This is a genomic window from Chryseobacterium sp. D764, from assembly GCF_019317325.1.
Classification (GTDB): Bacteria; Bacteroidota; Bacteroidia; order Flavobacteriales; family Weeksellaceae; genus Chryseobacterium.
On record NZ_CP079219.1, the window covers coordinates 2,694,497 to 2,717,421 of the forward strand.

Here is a 22,925-nt window from a genome sequence, read left to right on the forward strand (position 1 = left end):
CTTTTTTTATACACAAATATTATGATACAAAAAATTGCCATTCTGGGAGATTTCAACCCCGTCCATTCTACGCTTCATGCATTAAATGAAAGCACAAGAAACATTCAAAAAAAATTAAATCTGGATATTCAGTTTGACTGGATTCCCACAGACATTTTTAATAATAAAATTGTTTTTGAGACCCAAAAGTATTCAGGACTTTGGATTGCTCCCGGAAGTCCATATCGTGATATGGAAAATGTCCTTAAAGCCATACAATTTACACGGGAGAATAATATTCCTACTTTTGGAAATTGTGGCGGATTTCAGCACATGATTATAGAATTTGCAAGAAATGTTTGCGGTATTCAGAATGCTGATCATGAAGAAACAAACCCGGATGGGGCAGATCCATTGATTAAAAAACTTCCCTGCTCTTTAAAAGGAGAACAGGAAAACCTGAAACTCATTGATAAAAATAGTTTTCTCTATCAAACCATCCAGCAGGATAATATCATAGGAAAATATTATTGCAGCTATGGCATTAATGAAAAGTATGTTGATATTTTGACAAAGAACGGACTGTCTCTTACTTCAATATCTGAAGACGGAAATTACCGTTCATTTGAAATAAAATCCCATCCCTTTTTTGTAGGAACATTATTTCAGCCTGCTTTAACTTCTACAGAAAAAGAACCGAATCCAATTATTATGGAATTTGTGAAAAAATGTTTAAATAAAAGCTAGTTAGAAAGGATCAATAATGTAAAGCGGAGCCAATACTCCTTTTTTATACTCTAAATTACAGGAATCTTCAATGTACAACGCCTTATATTGATAATATTCATGAGGTCACATTTTTGCAGTCATAGCAATTCAAATTCTATCATACTATATTAATTTGTCAATAGAATGAACTTTATGTTAGTATAATATACAGTTTTAGCTACTATATCAAATATCTGTGAAATAACTTAATTTAAAATTTAATAGTAAAAATTAAATCAAAATATTTTATTACATGAAACAATTGCATATTTTAAACAAAATAACAACAAAATAATCATTATATTATGTTATATACAAATAATAACTTTTATGAATATATTTACAATACACGGCTGAATTATAATGAAGACTTAATCAAACCTGGGATTTGATTTATTGTTACAATCTTTTGCGTGCGGTAATAATATAGCTGTTCATATTTTACAAACCTGATCAACCAACCAATATTAAATAATATGAAAAACAAACTATTACTCTTATCAGCATGCCTTGTTCTGGCACTGAATTCATGTAGGTCTGATATTGAAAATGCACAAGCAGACTCAATAGATCTTACAACAACGAAGCTGGACAATACAAAGATTCACAAATTACTGATTAACGGAAATTACACGTATGTCAATGAAGTAAATGGTGAATATTTTTATGCAGATGATATTACTATCAGCTCTGAGCAGTTTGACAAATTAAAAATGCAGGCCAATTCTGAAATTTCAACCGTTGAGAAAAGCACCATTGTAAGCTCCTTTATTAAGACATGGCCGAATGCAACGGTCTATTATACATTACCCAGTCAGGGAAGTCTGAGCACTCAGAATTACAATACATTCCTTACCAATATCAACAAAGCGTTTGATATGATTTCTTCTCAAACCAGTGTGCAGTTTGTTGAACGCACGAATCAAACAGAATACATCACCTTTACTTATACAACAAGCAACAGTTCACCACTTGGATGGCAAAAAAACAGAGTTAACGGTATTAAAATTTATAATATTACTTATCCCGCAATTATCGCACATGAAATAATGCATTCTATGGGAATCATGCATGAACAGTGCCGTCCAGACAGAGATCAGTATATTATTGTAGATGTTAACAAAGCAGTAGAAGGAAGCCGCCATAACTTCAACCTTTACAATGATTATGCAGGACATGGTGCATTTGATTTCGGTTCAGTCATGATGTACCAGTCTACAGACTTTGCTATAGACCCAAGCCAGCCTGTAATGACTAAGCTAGACGGATCCACTTTTACAAAGCAAAGAACAGGATTGTCTGCCGGTGATTATGCTGGAATAAATCACTTGTATGGACCTGTTAATACTACTTCTGCCATCAACGGAACTTATACAATGAGAACAGCTTTAGCTAGCGATAAAAATTTGGATATTTCCGGGAGCTCTACTGCAGACGGCACCAGCATAATTCTGTATTCAGCCTCTACCGAGAATAACCAGAGATTTACTTTCAGCAAGTCAGATCATGGTTATTACATCATCAAATCTATATTGGATCCTGCAAAGGTGTTAACCGTAAAAGGTAACGGAACAGTGAATGGAACGGCTGTTGAATTAAGAACCAATGCTAATACAGATTCTCAGAAATGGTTATTATTCAATCTGGGAAATAATGGCTTTGGATTCGCTCCTAAGAATGCACCAGCACTGAGATTAGAAGTAAAGGATGGCCTAACAACTAATCTTACCCCTATTGTAATTGGCACTACAGATCAAACGGTTCAGCCTTCTACAAAGCAGCGTTTTATACTTACAAAAGTTAACTAAACTTTTTTCATACAAATCTAAAGAGGTTAGGAAATGTATTTCCTAACCTCTTTTGTTTATCGGATCAGTATATAATTTCTGCTCAATAATTATTTACTTGTTAATCTTAACATTTCATGTCTTCCCGGACCTGTTGAAAGATAAGCCACCGGAATTCCCAATTCAGCCTCCAAAAATGATAAAAACTCAATTAATTCTTGTGGCAATTCTGAAGGACTTTTCATCGTGGAGAAATCAGCATTCCATCCCTTCATCCATTTCAGTACGGGTTTTCCATTTTCAGGAAGTAAACCTGTTACATCTACTGTTTTTCCATCTTCCAGTTCATAATGAGTGCACACTGCTACTGATGGTAATCCGCTTAACACATCTGCTTTCGTCAGAACCAGCTGGGTTACGCCGTTGATCATTACCGCATATTTTAAAGCAGGTAAATCCAGCCAGCCTGTTCTTCTCGGGCGCCCTGTATTGGAACCAAATTCATTTCCTTTTGTTCGGATCTCTTCACCTAATTCATCAAATAACTCTGTTGGAAATACTCCGTTCCCTACTCTTGTGCAATATGCTTTTGCAATCCCAAATATATCACCTATCTTTTTCGGTGAAACCCCCAGTCCACTGCTTGCTCCTGAAGCTGTTGTGGAAGAAGAAGTGACATGAGGATACGTTCCATGGTCAATATCCAGCATGGCAGCCTGAGATCCTTCAGCTAATATTGTTTTTCCTTCTGTCAGAGCATTGTTTAAATATATTTCTGTCTCAGTACATTTGAATCTCTTCAGAAATTCTACGGCTTCAAAAAACTCATTACTTATTTCCTTCAAAGAAGGCAGTACCATACCTCCTGCTGTCAGCATTTTATAATCTCTTTCTAAAATATGCAGCACTCTACTTCTAAAGTCAGGAGCAAACATATCTCCAACTCTTACATTCTGTCTTAAAATTTTATTTGAATACGCCTGTGCAATCCCGTTTTTGGTTGTTCCTATCGTTGTATAATCCGGACTTTCTTCCATAAAAACATCGAGAAGCTTGTGAGTAGGCAGTACAAAGTGCGCTTTAAGAGAAATAATCACATTGCCTTCAGGCTGAACTGTGGGATCAAATATCTGAAGATTTGCAATTTCTTTTTTAAAACTTACAGGATCCAGAACAGTTCCTGTACCAATTACATTCTGTACTCCTTTCATGAAAATCCCTGAAGGAATCATTTTAAGAGTTATTCTACGCCCGTTTCTTTCAATGCTGTGTCCAGCATTAGATCCGCCATTAAAACGCGCTGTAATGTCATAATTTTCACTGATAAGATCAATAAACTTTCCTTTACCTTCATCTCCCCATTGCAATCCTAATACAATATCCATATTCGTACTTTAATTTTATGAGGCAAAGCTATGACAGTCAACAAGAAAGACCATTGTCATTTGACAAAAAGGGAATTCAGTTGTAAAATGTAAAAAGTATTAATGACCCAAACTATCATCAATGATATTCTAAACTATATTCCTTCTGATCCGGCTTAATGAAGAGGGAGTCACCCCAAGATAAGATGCCAGCATAGATTGCGGAACCCTGTTGGCAAGGCCCGGATAATGATTTAAAAAATGGATATACCGTGATTTCGCATCCTGATTCAGCATGATACTCGCTACCTTCAGTTTATTCTCCACAACAAAAGCATGGATTCTAGCAAATAAAACTGGCCAGACTATTATTTTCTCTTCCAGTATTTTAAAATGCTTAAGATCTATCACCAGCAATACAGCATCAGTAATAGCTTCAATATCTTCGTGAGCGGGAAGCTGATCGGTAAAGCCCTGAAAATCTCCGATAAACCTTCCTTCGTAAATAAAATAGCGCGTAAAATCATCCCCCTGTTTATTATAATACAAAGACCGGAAGACCCCTTCTTTTACAAAAGCAATTCTTTGACTCGCCTTTCCTGCTTCTATGAAAGGATGCCCTTTCTTTACAGTGATTTCCTGAATTCCTTCAGCAATCAAAAGTTCATCCTGAGGATTCAGTGTCCCGAATTTTTTGATATAATTAAAAAGTTCTTCCATATTTTTTGTAACCACAGATTACGGAAATATAAAGGTATAAAAGTCGGGGCTAAAAACAATTGTCATTTGACAAAAAGCCGGTTAAAGGTACCACACAGGCCTCCAACGGCATGTTAATTGCTTGATTTTTAAAAACGTAAGACAATGAAAGCAATTTGGAATGGTGCCATTGGCTTCGGTTTAGTCAACATTCCTGTTAAAATTTATTCGGCAACGGAAACCACAAAATTGGATCTCGATATGCTCGACAAATCTGATTTTTCTAATATCCGTTTCAAAAGAGTAAATGAAAATACAGGAAAAGAAGTTAAATGGGAAAATATCGTCAAAGGTTATCTCATGGACGACAAATATATCATTCTCGATGAGGAAGATTACGAAGCGGCAAGCCCCGAAAAGTCAAAAATACTCTCTATTGACCAGTTTGTAAAGGAAGTGGAAGTAGACAGTGTGTATTTTGAAAACCCTTATTATCTGGAACCTCAGAAAAATGGAGAAAATGCCTACAGACTTTTACTGAAAGCTCTTGAAAAAACAGCTATGGTAGGAATCGGAACATTTGTGCTCCGTGAAGCTGAAGCCATTGGAATGATCCGCCCGTACAAAGATGACATCCTCGTTCTCAATCGTTTAAGGTTTGATCAGGAAATAAGGGATTATAAAGATCTAAAAATTCCCGCGCAAAAAGCTCCGAAACCGGCAGAACTTAAAATGGCGGTTAACCTTATTGAGCAGCTTTCCCAGGAATTTGATCCTGCGATGTACAAAGACACCTATTCTGATGAATTGATGAAAATCATTAAGCAGAAAGCAAAAGGCAAAAATACAAAAGCTAAAAAAGCACAGCCTGCAAAAGAGGGCAAAGTGATTGACCTCATGGCGCAGTTAAAAGCCAGTCTGAATACCTCTAAATCCAAATCTGCATCGTAATGGCTCTCAAAGATTATAATGAAAAACGAAAGTTCGATGAAACCAGCGAACCTAAAGGAAAAACCAAAAAAAGCAAAGATAAATTGATTTTTGTGATTCAGAGACACGCCGCATCCAGACTTCATTATGATTTCCGGCTTGAAATGGAAGGTGTACTGAAAAGCTGGGCCGTTCCGAAAGGCCCTTCTTTAGATCCAAAAGATAAACGTCTGGCCATGATGGTGGAAGATCATCCCTACGATTATAAGGATTTTGAAGGAAATATCCCTGAAGGAAATTATGGTGCCGGGCAAGTGGAAGTATGGGACAGTGGAACTTATGAACCTTTGGAAGAAAATACCAAACTTTCTGATGAAAAAGAGCTGCTGAAAGAATTGCATGCCGGTTCTTTAAAATTCATTTTACACGGTAAGAAACTGAAAGGTGAATTTGCTTTGGTTAAAATGAAAAACACAGACGACAATGCATGGCTGCTCATCAAACATAAGGATGAATTTGCAGAAAGCCCTTATGACGCTGAAGAAAACACCTCACCAAAATCTTTGGTTACCCAATTTTTAGAGGAAAAAAAAAGCTTAAAAATAAAAGAAAAAAAGAAGTCGTAACCTTTGAAAAACCGTTCAGAAATTTTAATTCTTTAACGAACGAAAAAAAATTAAAGTCTTTCATAAAGCCCATGTTGGCTAAGCTTTCCGAAGAAGCCTTCAATGATAAAGGCTGGATTTTTGAAATAAAATGGGACGGCTATAGAGCCATTGCGGACTTAAGCCATGACACTCCTCTCTTCTATTCCCGGAATGGAATTTCCTTTTTATCAAAATTCGAAAAAATTGCACTGGAATTCGAAAAACAGAAACATCATATGATTCTGGATGGTGAAGTTGTAGCGTATGATGAACAAGGGGAACCTAATTTCCAGTTTTTACAGCAGATTGGAGATCATCCGGATGCTGCGCTTGTGTACCATGTTTTTGACCTTCTATGGCTAAATGGTCATTCTACCGAAGACCTTCCCCTTATTCAGCGAAAGGAACTTTTAAAAGAGGCTCTGACAGAAACTGATCGTATTAAATATTGTGATCATATTCAGGAAAAGGGTATTGAGTTTTTTGCACAGATGAAAAAAATGCAATTGGAAGGTATGATTGCAAAACGGGCAGAAAGCCCATACATTGAAAATCACAGAACCAGTGACTGGCTGAAAATCAAATTTTCCAATACAGAAGAGGTTATTATTTGTGGTTTCACAGAACCCAGAGGTTCACGAAAAAGTTTCGGGGCCTTAATTTTAGGAAAATATTTGAATGGAAAGCTTACTTACTGCGGACATACGGGAACAGGTTTCAATAATGCTTCTTTAAAAGAGCTTTACCAGAAACTTCAGAAGCTGATTGTAAAATCATCTCCATTCGAAACTATTCCAAAGACCAATATGCCGGTAACATGGACAAAGCCTGAACTGATTTGTGAAATAAAATATTCTGAAATTACAAGGGACGGAATCTTCAGACATCCTGTTTTTATAGGGTTACGAGAAGACAAAGACCTTAAAGAGATCAAAGATTCATCCTTCACCGAAAAATCTAAAGAAATGAAAACGAAAGCATCATCAAAAAAAACTGAAGTTTCTGAGAAAGAAAAAGAGATCACTTTGGACAAACATATCGTAAAACTGACCAATCAGGATAAAACCTATTTTCCAAAAGATGGCATTACTAAAGGAGATGTCATTGATTATTATCAATCAGTAGCTGCTTATATTCTGCCTCATTTAAAAAACCGTCCGCTTTCTCTCAACCGCTTTCCGAATGGAATTGAAGAGCAGGGGTTTTATCAGAAAGATGCCGGAGATCATATCCCGGACTGGATAAAAACTACACAGGTTTATTCTGAATCCAATGATAAATACATCGACTATATGTATTGCAATGACAAAGCAACTCTAGCCTACCTGAATAATTTAGGCTGTATAGACCTCAACCCATGGAATAGTTCTTTACCCGATCTGGAGCATCCTGATTATCTGGTTTTAGATCTTGATCCATCTTCCAAAAATACATTTGATGAGGTAATTGAAACAGCACTTCAGGTGAATGAGGTTTTAAAAACGATTAAAGTAAAAGGATACTGCAAAACTTCCGGAAGTACAGGAATTCATATTTATATTCCCATGGGAGCTCATTATGATTTTGACCAGGTAAAAGATTTTGCCCATATTCTTATGAAACAGGTCAATGACAGACTTCCTGAGATCACTACTTTAGAACGAAGCCTTCAAAAAAGAGATCATAAAAAAATCTATCTCGATTATCTTCAAAACAGAACAGGACAAACGCTGGCAAGTGCTTACAGCTTAAGACCTAAACAGGGAGCTTCAGTTTCAATGCCGTTGAATTGGGAAGAATTGAAACCCGGGTTGAAACCTATAGATTTTAATATTAATAATGCTCTGGACAGAATCAAAGAAAAAGGAGATTTGTTCAAACCGGTTCTGGGTAAGGGAATTGATATGATGAAGGCTCTGGAGTTGCTACAAAATATTGATTAAAAAAACTCCTACATTATTGTAAATGGAGGAGTTTCTTAAAAAAATTAAATCTAATTATTGATTATAAACATGAATATCCCGTTGTGGAAAAGGAATTCCGATTCCCGCTTTATCGAGAGCTTCTTTACAACCGATGATGAGTTCTTCGTTCATAGCCCAGTAATTTTCTATAGAAGTGCTTACCCTTACTGACAAATTCACAGCGCTTTCTCCCAGTTCTGTAACCACTACCTGCGGAACAGGGGTTGCAAGAGCATACTGATTATTTTTGATAACGTTCATTAAAAGCTCTTTGGTCTGCTTAAGATCTGCATCATATGCAACTCCGATATCCAATGATGTTCTTCTTGTTCCCAGCTGGGTAAAATTGATAATACTGTTATTTGAAACCACACCATTAGGAATAACGATCAACTGGTTTTGTGGTGTAACCAGTTTTGTATGGAAAATATCTATTGCCTGTACCGTCCCTGAAACTCCTGAATTGGTAGAAATAAAGTCGCCAATTTTAAAAGGTTTTAATAATAAAATTAAGATTCCTCCCGCAAAATTCGTCAGGGATCCCTGTAAAGCCAAACCTACCGCTAAACCTGCTGCACCAATCATAGCCACAAATGCAGAGGTCTGCACTCCCAATTGAGTTACAACAACAATAAACAACAGAATATTAAGCCCCCAATTGATAATATTCAACAGAAAATGTCGCAGAGAAGCTTCCATATTACGTTTTATAAAAGCTTTTTCAACCAGCTTTTTAATCATTCTGATCATCCATGATCCAATCAGATAAATTAATAATGCAGAAATAACTGCAGTAAAAACTCTTGGTGCCCATGAAATTGCTGAAGAAATTAACGTGTCCCAGTGCTGTTGAATCTTGTTCAATTCTAAATCGTCCATTTTATACTATATGTTTATTATTATCAATGAGATATTAAGTTCTGCAGGATTTAAAAATGAAATTGAATACATCTGTCTAAAAAAGAAATTTACCTTACACTTCAAAAGTGAAAGTAAATGGTATTATAGATTAAAATAGATTGACAGCAGAACAGATTGTTTCAGCTTACTCAATAATCATTCAGAAATTGAATCTTGCAGGAAGAAATAATTTTTCGGTCATAGAATTACAAAAACGATACCGAAGTCCAATTATTAAGGGAAATTAATCTTTTATAACCTTCTTATTGATTAATTATTTTATTTTGATTAAAAACCAATCAATATGGTTCCAACTGGAATAAGACAAGTTATACCATCGTTGATCAATATCTTATTTTGAATCTTCTTCAACAAAATCAATCTCATCTTTACAGCATCTGGTTTTGAAGGGTCTGGCTATAATACTTTCAAGGATTTTGTTCAAAAACATTCTCATCTAAAGGATTAAGGCAGTTTCGCAGCAAGCCCTTCCGGAAGCAATTTCAGAATATAATAAATAATTTTCCATTTAAAATTCGGAACAATGGTAAAAGAATTTCCTGCATTGACAATATATTTTACCACATAATCCGGTTCCATGATCAAGGATTCATTCAATGCTAATCCTTCATTGATCTTTGTTCTGATATAGCCAATGACCAAAGCATTTACAATGATTTTTCGGGAAGCCAATTCCTGCCTCAATCCGGCCAGAAACTGAGTAAACGCAGCCTTGGTACTTCCGTAGACAAAATTACTTTTTCTTCCTCTTACTCCAGACAATGAAGAAAGGCCAATGATCCTTTCAAGGTTTTTGTTGTCTTTATCCATTGCAATAATGCTCAGGATAGATACTCCGCCCATATAATTAACTTCCATCATTTGCCTGGCACCTTTGAAATCTGTTAACGCTTTCTGATTATCTACTAAAAAACCTGCGGCATATACTACAATATGAGGTTTTGCGGAAAGTTCGGAATAAAATTTCTGATGTGAATCAAAATCTGCTGCATCAAAAAACAAAACAGAAACTTTTGAAGAGTCCAGATTATTTGAATAAATAAAATCATCCAAAGATGTTGTATTTCTGGAAGCAGCAATCACTGTAAATCCTTTTTCAACATATTGCTTTATACATTGTTTTGCTACATCTGAATTAGCTCCCAGAATAAGAACCGTTTTGTTTGTGCTTTGATTCATAGGACAAAGATAATTTTATTAAACACTAATCCCAAATGAACACAAAAACTGCTTAATCATCTTTATTATATTTTGTTCTGTTCAGTAAGTTGTATAAAAAAATTGCGGCGGGTGAACTTCGTTCACCCGCCGCAGCTAAAATATTTTCAGACTGAATTATTTTTTCTCTTCAGTTGCTGTTTCTTTTTTGTCATCCGCTTTATCTGCAGATTTTGCTTTATCTCCAAAACGAGATTCTGTCATTTCTCTGGAAACTGCCGCTTTTTCAAATTTCAGTTTTCCGGATAATGTTTCAATAACAAAACCATCATCCTGAACCTGAGCAATTCTTCCGTGAAGACCAGAGGTAAGAACTACTCTTGTTCCTACTTTAAGGTTTTCCTGAAAGTTTTTCTCTTGCTTCTGCTTTCTCATCTGAGGTCTGATCATCAGGAAATAAAATCCTACAAACATCACTCCCATCATGATCAGCATCATAGGTGAAGATCCACCTGCTGCCTGTAAAAATAGTGTCAACATATTTTAAATATTATGGTTGAATGTTTGCTGTGAATGTTAATCTGATTGGAGCTTTCTCTACGTTTGCAAAAACATCTGCATATTTCTGAACGTTTCCGTCAAAGCTTGAAGAATCAAAGTGTAATGTAACCTTTCCTTTTTTACCTGGCATAATCGGCTCTTTTGTAAAATCAGGAGCAGTACATCCACAACCTGGCTTAACTTCAGAAATGATTAAAGGATTTTTTCCGGTATTGGTAACTTCATATACGTGTTCCACTTTATCTCCTTTTTTGATTTTCCCAAAATCGAAGTTGTTTTCAGATAAAGCAACAGAAGTAGATGGTTCGTTAGAAACCGGAGCCGCTGCTTCACCAGTTACAGGTGCTGCTGCAGAATCAGTGGTTACCGGAGCCGCAACAGCCGTAGAATCAGTAGTTGCAGTTTCAGTACTTTGAGTTTCTTTGTTTTCTTTTTTACATGAAACTAACCCAAAGCCTATAATAGACAAGGCGATAATTGATAACGTCTTTTTCATTTTATATTCTATTTTGATCTTTACAATATTTATCTAAAATACCATTGATGAAGATATTGGAACGGTCAGTAGCAAATACTTTTGCAATTTCAATATATTCATTAATGATAACTCTTGAAGGTGTGAAAGCAAAATTATCAAGTTCTGCAATCGCTGTAGACAAAATTACTTTATCCATTAAAGAAACTCTTTCCAGATCCCAGTTTTCAAGTCTTTCTCCCAGTTTCTTTTCATTGTTTTCCCAGTTGTTCAGAGTATCTCTCAACAATTTTGCAGCGAAAGTCTTATCTTCTTCATCTTTAATCATTTTAATTAAAGTTCTGCTTTCTTCATCTTCTCTCAGGAAACCGATTGTTTTTTGTACCATGGAGTTGGCAATGTGAATATCATCATACCATGAAAGTTCTTTATCTCCCAGATAATCATGAAAATCTTCATTTTCAGCAATATATCTTAAAAATAATTTTCCGATAAACTTCTGATCTTCTTCAAAAGAGTATCCATCTTCTTTCATGAAATCCTGGTAACGCTTTCCTGCAGTAATTCTTTGGAAAGTTTTTACCAATAGGTCATCATGCATATCCCATTTCAACTGCTTATGCTGGCCTGTAAAGAATAATCTTTCAGGATTTTCTTCCAGTTTAAGCAATACTTGGTTGTTGATGAATTTTTGGTTAGGATTAATATCAGCATCAGTTTTAAGATATTTATTCTTACCAATTTCGATCTGATTTTCTGCCAAATCTTTCAGACCCACCAAAAAATTGAGCTGATAGATGTATAGATAATAGATTTTCTCTATCCCGGCAAACATGTTTTTCTCTAAAACATCAAATTTTACAGGATTTTGGTAGTATGAATACACTGTCTGTACTACTTTTTCACGGATTTGTCGTCTTCCTAACATTCAAAGAGCTTTTTTATGGGTGCAAAGATACAAAATTTAAAATTGATGAAATTCGTAGTGTGATGACATTTTTGTAATTTTGTCAAACTATATGAAAGCGCTAAAAACCTTAAACCCCTATTTTTGGAAACACAAAATACTGCTGTTTTGGGGGGTACTATTTATCATTGCCAGTAATTTTTTTAATATATATAAGGTTCAGTTTGTAGGAAAGTCTGTGGATGAGCTTACAAAAAATGGAAACCTTGGCTTCAACCATCAGGTTTTGATCTATGTAGGAATTATTGTTGGGTGTTCCCTTTTGACCGGATTTTTCACCTTCATGATGAGACAGACCATCATTGTGGCTTCCAGGAGGATAGAATATGAGCTTAAAAATAAAATTTACAGACATTATCAGGATTTATCCTTAACGGATTATAAACAGACTACCATCGGAGACTTAATGAACAGATTGAGTGAAGATGTGGTTGCTGTAAGAATGTATCTTGGTCCCGGAGTGATGTATGTAGCCAACCTGATCGTCCTTGTACTGATCACAGCTATTTATATGGTAAAAACGGATGCTTCCATGACCATGTGGACTTTACTTCCGCTTCCGATTTTATCTTTTGCTATTTATAAGGTAAGTTCTATCATTAACAAAAAGTCGAAGATCATGCAGAAGAGCCAGTCTGCAATTTCAACTTTTGTTCAGGACAGTTTCTCAGGAATCCGTGTAGTAAAATTCTTCGCCCGAGAGAAATACATTGAAAAAAACTACGGAATCAAAGTGACCGATTATCAGAATAAAGCTTTGGATCTTGCCAAAACAGAAGCGTATTTCTTCACCATTATTCTTTTTGTAATCGGATTATTAAACGTAGCGATCATCTGGATTGGCGGTGCTAAATATATTGCCGGAGAATTAAGCATCGGAAAAATTGCAGATTTCTTTATGTATATCAACACACTGATTTTCCCATTCTCTATGGTTGGATGGGTAACTTCTGTGAACCAGAGAGCTGAAGCGTCCATGCAAAGAATCAATGAATTCATGGATAAGAAATCGGAAATTATTAATACTAATTTTGAAAACTATCCTATCAAAGGAGATATAGAATTCAGGAATGTTTCTTATGTATATCCTAATACAGGAATTAAGGCACTGGATAATCTGAACTTTAAAGTTAAAGCCGGAGAATCTTTGGCCATTATGGGCAAAACAGGAAGCGGAAAATCAACAATAGCCCTGCTCTTATGCCGATTGATAGATCCCAGCGAAGGAGAGATTTTGATAGATGGTAAAAACCTGAAAGATCATAATCTGATTAACTACAGGAACTTCATTGGATATATTCCTCAGGAGAGCTATTTATTCTCTGATTCTATAGAAAATAATATAGGTTTTGCCATTGATCACCCTTCTCATGAGAAAGTGGTAGAATATTCAAATATTGCAGATGTTCACAAAAATATTGTAGAGTTTAAAGAGCAATATAAAACACTTGTTGGTGAACGCGGAGTAATGCTTTCGGGGGGACAAAAGCAAAGAATTTGTATTGCAAGAGCCTTAATTAAAGACCCGAATATCATCATTTTTGATGATTCCTTGTCTGCTTTAGACACCGAAACTGAGCAGAATATTCTGGAAAATATCGATAAAAAGATAAGTAACGCTACTTCCATAATCATCACACACAGAGAGTCTAGCGCTCAAAAAGCAGATCAAATTATCAACCTGACGGAAATTACCAATTCTGTAACCGCTTAGCCGTTTCGTTCTCAATTGTTAAATAAATCATAAAAAAAATTTTGTGATTAAAAGAATTCTTTTATATTTGTTCTTAACAAGATTAAAAAATATCTAACAATGAGTGAATACAAGGAACGCCATGAAAATGAGATTTTCACTAAGGTGTTAAAAGCAGGGAGAAGAACTTATTTCTTTGATGTGCGTGAGACGAAAGCAGGAGATTATTATCTTACAATCACTGAGAGTAAGAAAAATTTCGGAGAGAATGGGGAAGCTACATTCGAGAAGCATAAAATTTACCTTTACAAGGAAGATTTTAAGAGTTTTCAGGAGATGTTTAATGAGTCCACAGATTTCATCATTAATGAAAAGGGTGAGGATGTAATTTCAGAAAAACATGATAAAGACTTCAAAAGCAAATCATTCACAATTGATTCTGACGACGAAGTTTAAAAAAGAATATTAAAAAACACAAGCATCTGAAAAAGATGCTTTTTTTATGTTCTGAAATAGCTTATCAAAGAAAAATAATCTAATCTTTTTTAAGGAAAGTTATACCTTACATAGTCAGTAGAGGAAAAAAGTTAGATTTCACTAGATGCCAAAAGTGCAATTGTCAAAGGATCATTTGTAGATAATTTTGTATAGTAGTTCTTATTATTTTGTATATCAACAATCAATAAAAATAATTTTTTATCATAACCTGATAAGCATAGCCATCTGTTACAGATATAGCTATCAAATGTCAGACTGCCTACTTTCATATTAGACTTTAGATCCCAATATTGCACATTATCATTTACACCTCCATTCATAAATAAGGAAGATTTTACAGTGTCTTTCATGAAAGTATTAATATATCTTTGTATTTCTTGATATGAATAAATAGATTTTTTATTATATAATATCTTATAGCATTCATATGGAAAACTTGCAGTCAGACCTACATGAGAAACATCTTCAGGTAAGTCATTTTTTTTCCAATATTTCCAGATATTAGATTGTAGATCGCTGTTATAGAACGTATTTGATTTTATAAAATTTGCTATTTGATACACTTGTGTAAGATAAGATTGCTGAGACGTTGCCCTATACATTTGAATTAATACTCTTCCTATAGCACTTTGCATATTAAAAGGTAAAATTACATCTGGATGAGCTATCGGAGAATTACTACTGCCCCATTCTTTATAATACCCTATATTTTTAGATTCAGTATGCCATTGTTCTTCATGATAGTTAAGGGTTTCTTTTACTTTTTAAATAATATCATCTGCAATACGGCTATAAATTTGATTACCAAGCGACCGCCTGGATTTGAAATTAAACGCTGAGCAGAACTGTTAAGTTTAATTATCGCAGAAAATTTAGCCATTGGATATAATTAGCACTATGCACCAAATGTGAATAAGGAGCCCCTTCATCTGTAATAGTATTATAATGGTTGGTTGACCAAGCCGCACCAGAAACTTTCCGATAATCAGAAATTTTACTTAATCCTTTTTCCTGGCTTCTAAGATCGTCTCTTCTATCTATCGCATTACCTATAAACTTTATTAAAGTTTCAGCATACTTTTTTTCTTTCGTTTTCTCATACATCAGTACCAATGCTTCCATATGAGCAGATACCCCCCATGAAAATTCAAGTTGATTTGCACTAGTAGAATAACCTATTGAGGTATCATATCCTTGGCTATCAAATAAATCTTTATAGTAGGATTGTGGATAATACTGTAATGAGAATAAAACAGTGAAAATTATAAAAAGATTTTTCATACAAATGTTTATAATTTCAAGATGTCAGATTCAATAGTTGCTGATTAACAAATATAAAATATTTTTTCAGCCTGTCCTTGAATTTATTTTTGAGAACTTAAAGAGAACCATTTTTGTCCACCGACTTACAAATTATAAGCGTATGATGGAAAAATCTTTTAGAAAGAATGTAAAAAAAGAAGTCTCTGTTATTATTGAAACAGATATAAAATAAAAAAGTACACTTTTAAAAAGTGTACTTTCTTTGGGTGAATGAGGGGTCTCGAACCCCCGACCTTCGGAACCACAATCCGACGCTCTAACCAACTGAGCTACAATCACCGTTTTGTGAGTGCAAATATAGGACATTTTCCTCAACTACCAAACAATTCCATCAAAATTTTTCAAAGAAATTAACTTCTCAGATGTAAATCCCTCAGCATAAGTAACTCCCGATAATCGCCCTAAATCCTGTGCACGGTAAGTTAAGCTCTCATAAAAGTCTTTTGTTGTAATCGGAGTTTCTGGTTCTTTAGAAGCAGGGTCATAAAATTGAGTTTTATAAGCCATACAAGATGCAATTTTTGTATCCAGAAATTCTGAAATGTCAATAACGAACTCCGGTTTGATATCTTTCCATTGAATATAATGAAAAACGTGCTTAGGTCTCCACACCTCCTGATTTTCTCCTTCTTCTACAGTTTCTATTTTTCTCAGTCCGGACAAAAAGCACGCATCCGACACTAATTTCGCTCCTTTTGCATGATCCGGATGTCTATCATCAATAGCATTGGCTAATACGATTTCCGGGCGGTATTTGCGAATCATTTTTACGATCCTCATTTGGTATTCTTCAGAGTTTACCAGAAAGCCATCTTTCATTCCAAGATTTTCTCTTGCTGAAAGTCCCAAAATTTTAGCAGCATCTGCCGCCTCGGCCTTTCTTGTTTCATCTGTACCTCTTGTTCCGAGTTCTCCTCTGGTAAGATCTACAACTACACATTTTTTACCCTCTGAAACCATTTTAGCAATAGTTCCGCCACATCCTAGCTCTACATCGTCAGGATGTGCTCCAAAAGCAAGTATATCAGTTTTCATATAATCAAAGATAAGTTTAAAATAAAAACTTCCCAAACATTACGAATGGGAAGTTTTTATATCTATAATTTAAATTTTAAATTACTTATTGATCTCTGCATTTAATTTTACAGCATCCTGGTAAGTAGGATCTAACTGTAAAGATTTAGCTACATAATCTTTTGCTTTTGCAGCATCAGAATCTTTGCTCATATAAGCTACTGCAAAGTAAGCATAAGCAAGAGTCTGCTTGTTTGCTTCCTGATCAGCAGGTTTTACTGTACTGATGAATTTTTCGTAAGCTATTTTTGCTGCATCATTGTTTCCAGCCTGTTGGTAAGAATATCCCTGGCTGTAATAAGCAGGAGCCCAATCAGGAAGAAGAGCTGACATTTTTTGCCATGTAAGGATAGCCCCATTCCAGTTTTTAACATCTTGATATGCTGTTGCCAACTTGAATAATGCATCAGAATCCTGAGCATTAGCTGCAACCTGCTTTTTCAATGCTTCAATGGCAGGGTTAGTAGGCCCTTTATCAACATCTGCCTGAGAAGCACCTCCACCTCCAGCGATGTTAGCTAGTTCAAGATCCCACTTCATTGTTTCATCTTTAGCAGCTTTTGCGATAGCAACTTTCTGCTGAGATTCCGTCATTAAAGCTGATTTTTTAGCAGCATCTTTTTCATCTTTTGCTAAACCTGCAGCAATAAGCCCTTGTAAACCTTGGTCAGCAGGCTGTATTCTAGTTTTCTCAGCTTGAGAAGCGAAAGTATCCATGTTCTGCTTAGCATCTGCATAGTTTTTATCTGCGTATGCCTGATAAGCTCTTAATTTAAACTTAATAGGATCTTCGATTTTGTCAAAAATTTTATCCAAAACTGTTTTAGAATTTGCATAGTCTTCGTTTGTGAAATATAATTTTGCAATTTCTAACTGAGTATACGGATCTTCGTCAGCGTATTTTGTATAGTTGATAAGGTCTTGTGTAGCCTTTGCATTCTGCTGATATCTGATGTCATAACCAGCCAATGCTTTGTATGCAGGAGCGTAAGTAGGATCTACAGCAATTGCTTTATCAATACTTTCTTTTGCATTTTTCCAAACTTGTGCAGCCATCCATAAAGTTGCCATTCTTGTATAAACGGAAGCTTTATTTTTAGCAGTAGGTAATGCTTTATCATAAGCAGACATAGCCTCTCCTGGCATTCTTTTTAATCTGTAAGCATCTCCTAATGTATAATAATAATGTGCAGGAACACCTTTTTTCTCAGCTTTTTCAATCGCTTTAGTCAAGAACTGGATAGCAAGATCAGGTGAACTGTTCTTTTCAAATAAAGTTAAAGCTTCTGCAGCTCTGAACAGAACTTCAGCATCTTTTTCTCTAGAATCAGTCACTACTTTCTGAATTTCAGCAACAGCGTTTTTATCGCCTTTACCTAATTTAACAGCAGCTAAACCGATTTTGTTAAGATAGCTTTTTGCATCAGCAGCTAATCCTTTGTTGAAGCTTTCAGTTGCTTTAGCATAATCTGGTTCTCCCTGTCTTAAGAAAGTATTTCCCAAATAGAAGTAGTTTTCAGCTGTAGGCTCTTTAGCGATCATTTCAGTGAAATTCGTTTTTGCCTGAGCAAATTTATCACTGTCTATACTGTTGATACCATCCTGCAATGTTTGTGCAGAGGCAAAACCGGTAAAAAATACCACGGCTGCTCCAAAAGCAATCTTCTTTACATTCATATTCATTATATCTTTCATTTTATATTTTCTAATAATTGAGTTATATTCTACACAATTTTCAGACCAAATCAATATTTTTAACAAGGCTAAATTGTGAATTTAATATTTTTTAACGCATCTGAACTTCTCTCTTATAAATATTATAAGGCTGCAGACCTTCTTTCTGAACAATTTTTTGACCTAAATGAGTACATGAAAATCTTATAAATCCATTGGCAATATTAAAATTACCTTCATTAATCAAGAAATAAAGAACTCTTGTAAAGGGATATTCCATTGTACTTAGCCCTTTAAAATCTGCATTATAGGGTTTTCCCTTTTCTACAACAGGGAGGATTTTAACCATTTCTCTCAGTTTTTCAGAAGTTTTATCATAAGGACGGCTAAAAGTATTAAGCCCTACAACCCCTATTTTATTGGGATACTTTCCTAATTCCTCTATGATCTTCTGATTTCCCGGGATAATTGAAAACTGGAGGTCCTTTGGCTGTTTTTTTAATTTTTCAGCGACAAAATTCAGATTACTTGAGTTGGTTCCATCAAAGATAAATTCTTTTTTATCAGACATCAGTCCAGCATTGATTTCCTCCATGGAAATACTTTCTTTCGGAGAGTCTTTAGGAACTACAAAAACTACTGCATCTGCAGCAAATTTAGAGGGAAGAAACTTCAGATCAGTTCTTTCTTCATATGTTTTTATTTCTTCAGGAGTAAGATTTCTGGACATTACCACGGCTTTCGCACTTCCTTTCAGAAGATCAAGAAGTCCTAAGTCTTCTTTCTTTATTTCTACTTTGATGTGGGTGTCAGGGTAGTTGATCATATAGCCGTCAGCTAATGCTTCTGTGACGCTTTGAAAGGACTCGTCAGTAAAAATTGTAAGATCACCCTTGTGATAGGAAGGAGCATTTTTCTCCTTTTTGCAGCTTGCAAGCATTATGCTCAAAACAAAAATTACTGCAAGCTTAAAACTATTCTTCATTTCTCGATTTTTTAATTCTTGAGATCGCCCTGTAAATTCTGAAAATACCATAAATAACCAGTACTACACCTAGTGCATAGGCAACAGCAGGTTCCAAAATAGTAAAGAAGAATTTATAGACAATCACTACAATTCCTAAAACGATATAAAACAATCCCGTAATCAGGGATAACCAATTGAACATCATGTAACAAAAATACCAAAAAAAATAAAAAGAGAAGCATATGCTTCTCTTTTTATTTATATTTTGAACAAATAAGTCTTATTCAAAGTTCATAGTAAATGGTACACTATAGTAAGATCTAACGCTCTCCCCGTTTCTCTTCGCAGGAGTCCATTTTTTAAGTTTCTTAACTACACGTACAGCTTCACTGTTAAAGTCGCCATTTGGAGATTTCTCTTCAATAGTAACTGCAGAAACAGTTCCGTCTTTTTCTACAACGAACTTCAGCTTAGCTTTAAGCGTTCCTTCGCCTCCTTCCATTAAAGAAGTATCAAAATTATCTCCCAAGAACTTTCTTAATGCTCCCATACCTCCAGGATATTCTGCAGACTGGTCAACATCTTTGTAGATCTCGTTAGGATTATTTGTTTTCACCTCTGCTGTACTAGCTTTAGTACCTGTAGATGGTGGTGGCGGTGGCGGCGTATAAGCCGGAGCCTTTACCCCCTCCTGATTATTCAAACCAGTTGTAGTTTCCAACTGCTTAGAAATCGGTGGTGGTGGAGTTTCAATTTTCGGAGCTTTTACAGGCTCAGGAACTACGTTCTGAATCACCTCAATTTTCTCTTCTTCTTTTGGAGGAGGTGGTGGCGGTGGTTCTTCTTCCTTAGGCTGCTCGATAATCGGTTCTTCTTCGATAATATCTACTAGATCTGCCTTTACTTCTTGCTTAGGCGGAGCTGTAAGATTTTTAATCGTAAGATAGATGAACGGAGACAAAGCTGCCAAAAGGAATAATGCTGTTCCGATGATAAAAGACTTTGTTAAAAGTCTCGGATACTGATGTCTAATATCGTAGGCACCATATTCCTTGTTTCTATTTTCAAATACGATTTCGTCTAGAGTAAGATTCTGACCGTATACATTTTCATCTGCCATAGATTAGATATAACAATTTTATGGTTAAATTACTTTGTAGCAGCAGCTGGTGCAGCAGCACCTCCTACTTTTTTCTCGTAAATAGCTTTTTCCCAAGGTTTGATATCAGTAACACCGTACTGCTCACTTTTGGTAATTGCCATTTCGTCAAGAATATCAACAAAGTTCTTATATATAGCATCGTCAGTTGGCTTAATGATCACGGTAAATTTCGTTTGATCTGCAGCTCTAGATTTTGCCTGCTGAATTACTTTTCTAATTCCTTCTCTATCAAGAGTAGTTTCCATAAGAGTCTGGTCATTCAAGGAAGTTGCATCCTGCTGGTGCCAAAATACTCTATTATTTTTTCCTAATAAGATAGAAATTGAGTTAGAAAGTTTAATTTCTGTTGGAGGTGGTTTTTGTTTTTCATCTTTCGGTTTAGCCGGAAGACCCAAATCCATAACATTCGGTTTACTGAATGTAGTTGTGAACATAAAGAAGGTAATCAATAGAAAACCCAAGTCCACCATCGGAGTCATATCAACTCTGGTGTTTTGCTTCTTGGAACGGACCTTGCCGCCCTTGCCGCCTTTTTCTTGTACTTGTACTTCTGCCATTTCTATCGATATTATTCGTTAGGTTTACCTTCTTGTGATGTAATCAACCAAAATTTAAGAAAATCAATATCTCTTAAACCCTCAAATAGACTTTTAACTTTAGGGTACTGCGTTGTAACGTCACCTTTAATGGCTAACTTGTAGTCAGGGTTAACACTTAAACTTTCTTTTACCCAGTCAATTAACTGCTTATTTGTACTGTCCATAGGAATTCCTGAAGGACTCTTATAATTTTTCTGCTCATCTGCAGGCATATCCAAGTAACCTTTAAGTTGGTTCATTGGAACTCCAATTGCCTGAACTTTCTGGAAAGCCACTTTTTGGTTGTTGTCAAAAGTAATACCATACTTTTGTCCCATTTTATCCAAAAGAGCAAGTCTTTCTGATGCATTGTCCACTGGCTGGAAATAGAATTTTCCATCCGGAGTAGCGTTGATAGTCATTAAACTAGCATCAGGAAGCAATTTTTCCGAAATTGAAGATGGCGGTTTGATCTGCTCCACGTCAGGTTTTTTAAACTGAGTGGTCAAGATAAAGAACGTAAGAAGTAGGAACGCAACGTCACACATTGCGGTCATGTCCGTAACTACTCCATGTCTTTTTGGTTTGACTCTCGCCATTATTATAAAATATTTTTAATTAAACTTCTTTTAATTGCTAATGCAAATATCTTGCTAATTCTTAGTTGAATTCAGCGAAAGATTGTTGGATACTCATAGAGATCTCGTCGATCTTGTAAGTTAATCCATCAATTTTAGACGTAAAGAAGTTATAAAGGATAATAGCGATTGCTGAAGTACCAATACCTAATGCCGTGTTGATCAAGGCTTCAGAGATACCTGTAGATAGAGCAGCAGCATCCGGAGTACCACCTCCTGAACCTAATGCGAAGAATGCCTTGATCATCCCGATTACGGTTCCAAGTAGTGCGATTAACGTTGCAACTGTACCTAGAGTAGAAAGGATCATCATGTTTTTCTCAAGCATTGGCATCTCAAGAGTAGTAGCTTCTTCGATAGCTTTGTTAAGAGCTACCATTTTCTGCTCCTTATTTAATGTAGTATCGTGAGAAAGTGCTTTGTAAGTAGTAAGACCTTCTTTTACTACGTTACCTACAGAACCTTGTTGTCTGTCACACTCTTCGATAGCTTCGTCAATTTTGTTTTGGTTTAGTAAGCTTCTTACTTGTACAACGAAGTTGTCTAAGTTTCCTTTTCCAGCAGCTTTACCAAGAACGAAATATCTTTCAAAAGAGAAAACGATTACAGTAATCATGAAAGTAATCAAGATTGGTACGATAACCCCTCCTTTGTAGATAATACCTAAGAACGATTCTGGGTGAATGTCTTTTCCTTCAACACTTGAAAAGGCTACAGAACCACTTCCTAGTTTATCTGCATCTTTAAAGTTTCCTGGGCTCCCAAGAACGAATAAATAAATACATACTCCTATAATAAATAGAATAGGAATAATAACAGCTGGATTTAAACCTCCTGCCTTTCTAGCAACTACTTGCTCATCATTTTTTGAAACATTCATTTCCATATTTAACTAAATTATATTGTTTTAAAATTTTACAGGGTGTAAATTAAAGGCAAAATTAATTAAAATGCAAGAGTCTTAATTAAACATTTTGCTTTTTTTTGATAAAGAAATTTTAATACGATTTCGATATAATAATTATTTTTAAATATTTTATTTATTTTTCCCAAATTTAACATTTGAGTTAAAAAATCAAAAAAATAAGACACCCATTTTTTTTAATTTCCCAATGTTAA

24 protein-coding genes and 1 tRNA gene are annotated in these 22,925 nt (G+C 35.2%); 7 read left to right on the forward strand and 18 right to left on the reverse strand.

Going from position 1 to position 22,925, the window contains the following annotated elements; genetic code table 11:
* Positions 1–21: 21 nt before the first annotated feature.
* Both KYG33_RS12200 and KYG33_RS12205 read left to right on the forward strand, forming a co-directional pair.
* Positions 22–726 carry a glutamine amidotransferase-related protein gene (locus KYG33_RS12200; protein WP_219071818.1) on the forward strand — a complete coding sequence of 235 codons (705 nt, stop codon included), beginning with the start codon at positions 22–24 and terminating at the stop codon, positions 724–726.
* 497 nt (positions 727–1,223) lie between these two features.
* On the forward strand, positions 1,224–2,555 hold the full coding sequence (locus tag KYG33_RS12205; RefSeq protein ID WP_219071819.1) for a M12 family metallopeptidase: 1,332 nt from the start codon (positions 1,224–1,226) through the stop codon (positions 2,553–2,555).
* Between the two features lie 89 nt (positions 2,556–2,644).
* Here KYG33_RS12205 and KYG33_RS12210 read toward each other — a convergent pair whose 3' ends face one another.
* Positions 2,645–3,919 carry an adenylosuccinate synthase gene (locus tag KYG33_RS12210; protein ID WP_077418853.1) on the reverse strand — a complete coding sequence of 425 codons (1,275 nt, stop codon included), beginning with the start codon at positions 3,917–3,919 and terminating at the stop codon, positions 2,645–2,647.
* A 129-nt stretch (positions 3,920–4,048) separates the two neighbouring features.
* Complete coding sequence (locus KYG33_RS12215) at positions 4,049–4,618, reverse strand: Crp/Fnr family transcriptional regulator (protein WP_077418852.1); 570 nt, start codon at positions 4,616–4,618, stop codon at positions 4,049–4,051.
* 144 nt (positions 4,619–4,762) lie between these two features.
* On the opposite strand from KYG33_RS12215, the gene KYG33_RS12220 reads away from it, so the two are divergent.
* The 3 genes from KYG33_RS12220 (at position 4,763) to ligD (ending at position 8,096) form a co-directional block, all read left to right on the forward strand.
* On the forward strand, positions 4,763–5,548 hold the full coding sequence (locus KYG33_RS12220) for a Ku protein (RefSeq protein WP_219071820.1): 786 nt from the start codon (positions 4,763–4,765) through the stop codon (positions 5,546–5,548).
* A complete protein-coding gene (locus KYG33_RS12225) occupies positions 5,548–6,153 on the forward strand; it encodes a DNA polymerase ligase N-terminal domain-containing protein (RefSeq protein ID WP_180564680.1) in 606 nt (201 codons plus the stop codon). Before KYG33_RS12220 ends, KYG33_RS12225 begins: the two co-directional genes overlap by 1 nt.
* Before the next feature lie 71 nt (positions 6,154–6,224).
* Positions 6,225–8,096, forward strand: coding sequence for a DNA ligase D (gene ligD, locus KYG33_RS12230; protein WP_219071821.1), 1,872 nt, complete (start codon positions 6,225–6,227; stop codon positions 8,094–8,096).
* 54 nt (positions 8,097–8,150) lie between these two features.
* On the opposite strand, the gene KYG33_RS12235 is transcribed toward ligD, so the two are convergent.
* The 5 genes from KYG33_RS12235 to KYG33_RS12255 all read right to left on the reverse strand — a co-directional run bounded on the left by KYG33_RS12235 (position 8,151) and on the right by KYG33_RS12255 (position 12,160).
* A complete protein-coding gene (locus tag KYG33_RS12235; protein ID WP_219071822.1) occupies positions 8,151–8,996 on the reverse strand; it encodes a mechanosensitive ion channel family protein in 846 nt (281 codons plus the stop codon).
* A 486-nt stretch (positions 8,997–9,482) separates the two neighbouring features.
* Positions 9,483–10,217: an SDR family NAD(P)-dependent oxidoreductase gene (locus tag KYG33_RS12240; protein WP_219071823.1), complete on the reverse strand. Its 735-nt coding sequence runs from the start codon at positions 10,215–10,217 to the stop codon at positions 9,483–9,485.
* 156 nt (positions 10,218–10,373) lie between these two features.
* Complete coding sequence (gene yajC / locus KYG33_RS12245; RefSeq protein WP_077418845.1) at positions 10,374–10,736, reverse strand: preprotein translocase subunit YajC; 363 nt, start codon at positions 10,734–10,736, stop codon at positions 10,374–10,376.
* A 10-nt stretch (positions 10,737–10,746) separates the two neighbouring features.
* Positions 10,747–11,253 (reverse strand): DUF1573 domain-containing protein, encoded by a 507-nt coding sequence (locus KYG33_RS12250; protein ID WP_180564684.1) that lies wholly within the window; start codon positions 11,251–11,253, stop codon positions 10,747–10,749.
* A gap of 1 nt (position 11,254) precedes the next feature.
* Entirely contained in the window at positions 11,255–12,160 is a 906-nt protein-coding gene (locus KYG33_RS12255; protein ID WP_077418843.1) for a transcription antitermination protein NusB, read from the reverse strand.
* Between the two features lie 91 nt (positions 12,161–12,251).
* Between KYG33_RS12255 and KYG33_RS12260 the strand changes: the two genes are divergently transcribed.
* Together KYG33_RS12260 and KYG33_RS12265 are read left to right on the forward strand one after the other, a co-directional pair.
* Positions 12,252–13,913: an ABC transporter ATP-binding protein gene (locus tag KYG33_RS12260; RefSeq protein WP_219071824.1), complete on the forward strand. Its 1,662-nt coding sequence runs from the start codon at positions 12,252–12,254 to the stop codon at positions 13,911–13,913.
* Positions 13,914–14,012: 99 nt separating this feature from the next.
* Positions 14,013–14,348 (forward strand): DUF3276 family protein, encoded by a 336-nt coding sequence (locus KYG33_RS12265; protein WP_034701927.1) that lies wholly within the window; start codon positions 14,013–14,015, stop codon positions 14,346–14,348.
* A 131-nt stretch (positions 14,349–14,479) separates the two neighbouring features.
* On the opposite strand, the gene KYG33_RS12270 is transcribed toward KYG33_RS12265, so the two are convergent.
* The 11 genes from KYG33_RS12270 to KYG33_RS12320 form a co-directional block, all read right to left on the reverse strand.
* Entirely contained in the window at positions 14,480–15,025 is a 546-nt protein-coding gene (locus KYG33_RS12270; protein ID WP_219071825.1) for a hypothetical protein, read from the reverse strand.
* A gap of 223 nt (positions 15,026–15,248) precedes the next feature.
* On the reverse strand, positions 15,249–15,671 hold the full coding sequence (locus tag KYG33_RS12275) for a hypothetical protein (RefSeq protein ID WP_219071826.1): 423 nt from the start codon (positions 15,669–15,671) through the stop codon (positions 15,249–15,251).
* 246 nt (positions 15,672–15,917) lie between these two features.
* A tRNA-His gene (locus KYG33_RS12280) sits at positions 15,918–15,993 on the reverse strand.
* Positions 15,994–16,028: 35 nt separating this feature from the next.
* Positions 16,029–16,748 (reverse strand): bacillithiol biosynthesis deacetylase BshB1, encoded by a 720-nt coding sequence (gene bshB1, locus KYG33_RS12285; RefSeq protein ID WP_077418839.1) that lies wholly within the window; start codon positions 16,746–16,748, stop codon positions 16,029–16,031.
* 81 nt (positions 16,749–16,829) lie between these two features.
* Complete coding sequence (locus KYG33_RS12290; RefSeq protein ID WP_219071827.1) at positions 16,830–18,482, reverse strand: tetratricopeptide repeat protein; 1,653 nt, start codon at positions 18,480–18,482, stop codon at positions 16,830–16,832.
* Positions 18,483–18,573: 91 nt separating this feature from the next.
* Positions 18,574–19,446: a PstS family phosphate ABC transporter substrate-binding protein gene (locus KYG33_RS12295; protein ID WP_219071828.1), complete on the reverse strand. Its 873-nt coding sequence runs from the start codon at positions 19,444–19,446 to the stop codon at positions 18,574–18,576.
* A complete protein-coding gene (locus KYG33_RS12300; protein ID WP_175627284.1) occupies positions 19,436–19,633 on the reverse strand; it encodes a DUF308 domain-containing protein in 198 nt (65 codons plus the stop codon). The genes KYG33_RS12295 and KYG33_RS12300 overlap by 11 nt, the downstream gene beginning before the upstream one ends.
* 75 nt (positions 19,634–19,708) lie before the next feature.
* A complete protein-coding gene (locus KYG33_RS12305; RefSeq protein ID WP_077418835.1) occupies positions 19,709–20,548 on the reverse strand; it encodes an energy transducer TonB in 840 nt (279 codons plus the stop codon).
* Positions 20,549–20,577: 29 nt separating this feature from the next.
* Positions 20,578–21,147 (reverse strand): ExbD/TolR family protein, encoded by a 570-nt coding sequence (locus tag KYG33_RS12310; RefSeq protein ID WP_047386008.1) that lies wholly within the window; start codon positions 21,145–21,147, stop codon positions 20,578–20,580.
* 11 nt (positions 21,148–21,158) lie between these two features.
* Positions 21,159–21,767: an ExbD/TolR family protein gene (locus tag KYG33_RS12315; RefSeq protein ID WP_047386006.1), complete on the reverse strand. Its 609-nt coding sequence runs from the start codon at positions 21,765–21,767 to the stop codon at positions 21,159–21,161.
* 61 nt (positions 21,768–21,828) lie between these two features.
* Positions 21,829–22,692, reverse strand: a complete 864-nt coding sequence (locus KYG33_RS12320) for a MotA/TolQ/ExbB proton channel family protein (protein WP_047386005.1) — start codon at positions 22,690–22,692, stop codon at positions 21,829–21,831.
* Between the last annotated feature and the right edge of the window lie 233 nt (positions 22,693–22,925).

Bases quoted from the DNA above. Each gene is read 5' to 3' on its own strand.
- KYG33_RS12200 (WP_219071818.1), top strand. From the start codon at position 22: ATGATACAAAAAATTGCCATTCTGGGAGATTTCAACCCCGTCCATTCT.
- KYG33_RS12220 (WP_219071820.1), top strand. From the start codon at position 4,763: ATGAAAGCAATTTGGAATGGTGCCATTGGCTTCGGTTTAGTCAACATT.
- KYG33_RS12255 (WP_077418843.1), bottom strand. From the start codon at position 12,160: ATGTTAGGAAGACGACAAATCCGTGAAAAAGTAGTACAGACAGTGTAT.
- bshB1 (WP_077418839.1), bottom strand. From the start codon at position 16,748: ATGAAAACTGATATACTTGCTTTTGGAGCACATCCTGACGATGTAGAG.
- KYG33_RS12235 (WP_219071822.1), bottom strand. From the start codon at position 8,996: ATGGACGATTTAGAATTGAACAAGATTCAACAGCACTGGGACACGTTA.
- KYG33_RS12205 (WP_219071819.1), top strand. From the start codon at position 1,224: ATGAAAAACAAACTATTACTCTTATCAGCATGCCTTGTTCTGGCACTG.
- KYG33_RS12240 (WP_219071823.1), bottom strand. From the start codon at position 10,217: ATGAATCAAAGCACAAACAAAACGGTTCTTATTCTGGGAGCTAATTCA.
- KYG33_RS12295 (WP_219071828.1), bottom strand. From the start codon at position 19,446: ATGAAGAATAGTTTTAAGCTTGCAGTAATTTTTGTTTTGAGCATAATG.
- KYG33_RS12215 (WP_077418852.1), bottom strand. From the start codon at position 4,618: ATGGAAGAACTTTTTAATTATATCAAAAAATTCGGGACACTGAATCCT.
- KYG33_RS12210 (WP_077418853.1), bottom strand. From the start codon at position 3,919: ATGGATATTGTATTAGGATTGCAATGGGGAGATGAAGGTAAAGGAAAG.
- KYG33_RS12300 (WP_175627284.1), bottom strand. From the start codon at position 19,633: ATGATGTTCAATTGGTTATCCCTGATTACGGGATTGTTTTATATCGTT.
- KYG33_RS12265 (WP_034701927.1), top strand. From the start codon at position 14,013: ATGAGTGAATACAAGGAACGCCATGAAAATGAGATTTTCACTAAGGTG.
- KYG33_RS12225 (WP_180564680.1), top strand. From the start codon at position 5,548: ATGGCTCTCAAAGATTATAATGAAAAACGAAAGTTCGATGAAACCAGC.
- KYG33_RS12310 (WP_047386008.1), bottom strand. From the start codon at position 21,147: ATGGCAGAAGTACAAGTACAAGAAAAAGGCGGCAAGGGCGGCAAGGTC.
- KYG33_RS12260 (WP_219071824.1), top strand. From the start codon at position 12,252: ATGAAAGCGCTAAAAACCTTAAACCCCTATTTTTGGAAACACAAAATA.
- KYG33_RS12250 (WP_180564684.1), bottom strand. From the start codon at position 11,253: ATGAAAAAGACGTTATCAATTATCGCCTTGTCTATTATAGGCTTTGGG.
- yajC (WP_077418845.1), bottom strand. From the start codon at position 10,736: ATGTTGACACTATTTTTACAGGCAGCAGGTGGATCTTCACCTATGATG.
- KYG33_RS12305 (WP_077418835.1), bottom strand. From the start codon at position 20,548: ATGGCAGATGAAAATGTATACGGTCAGAATCTTACTCTAGACGAAATC.
- KYG33_RS12315 (WP_047386006.1), bottom strand. From the start codon at position 21,767: ATGGCGAGAGTCAAACCAAAAAGACATGGAGTAGTTACGGACATGACC.
- KYG33_RS12270 (WP_219071825.1), bottom strand. From the start codon at position 15,025: ATGCAAAGTGCTATAGGAAGAGTATTAATTCAAATGTATAGGGCAACG.
- KYG33_RS12275 (WP_219071826.1), bottom strand. From the start codon at position 15,671: ATGAAAAATCTTTTTATAATTTTCACTGTTTTATTCTCATTACAGTAT.
- ligD (WP_219071821.1), top strand. From the start codon at position 6,225: ATGTTGGCTAAGCTTTCCGAAGAAGCCTTCAATGATAAAGGCTGGATT.
- KYG33_RS12290 (WP_219071827.1), bottom strand. From the start codon at position 18,482: ATGAAAGATATAATGAATATGAATGTAAAGAAGATTGCTTTTGGAGCA.
- KYG33_RS12320 (WP_047386005.1), bottom strand. From the start codon at position 22,692: ATGGAAATGAATGTTTCAAAAAATGATGAGCAAGTAGTTGCTAGAAAG.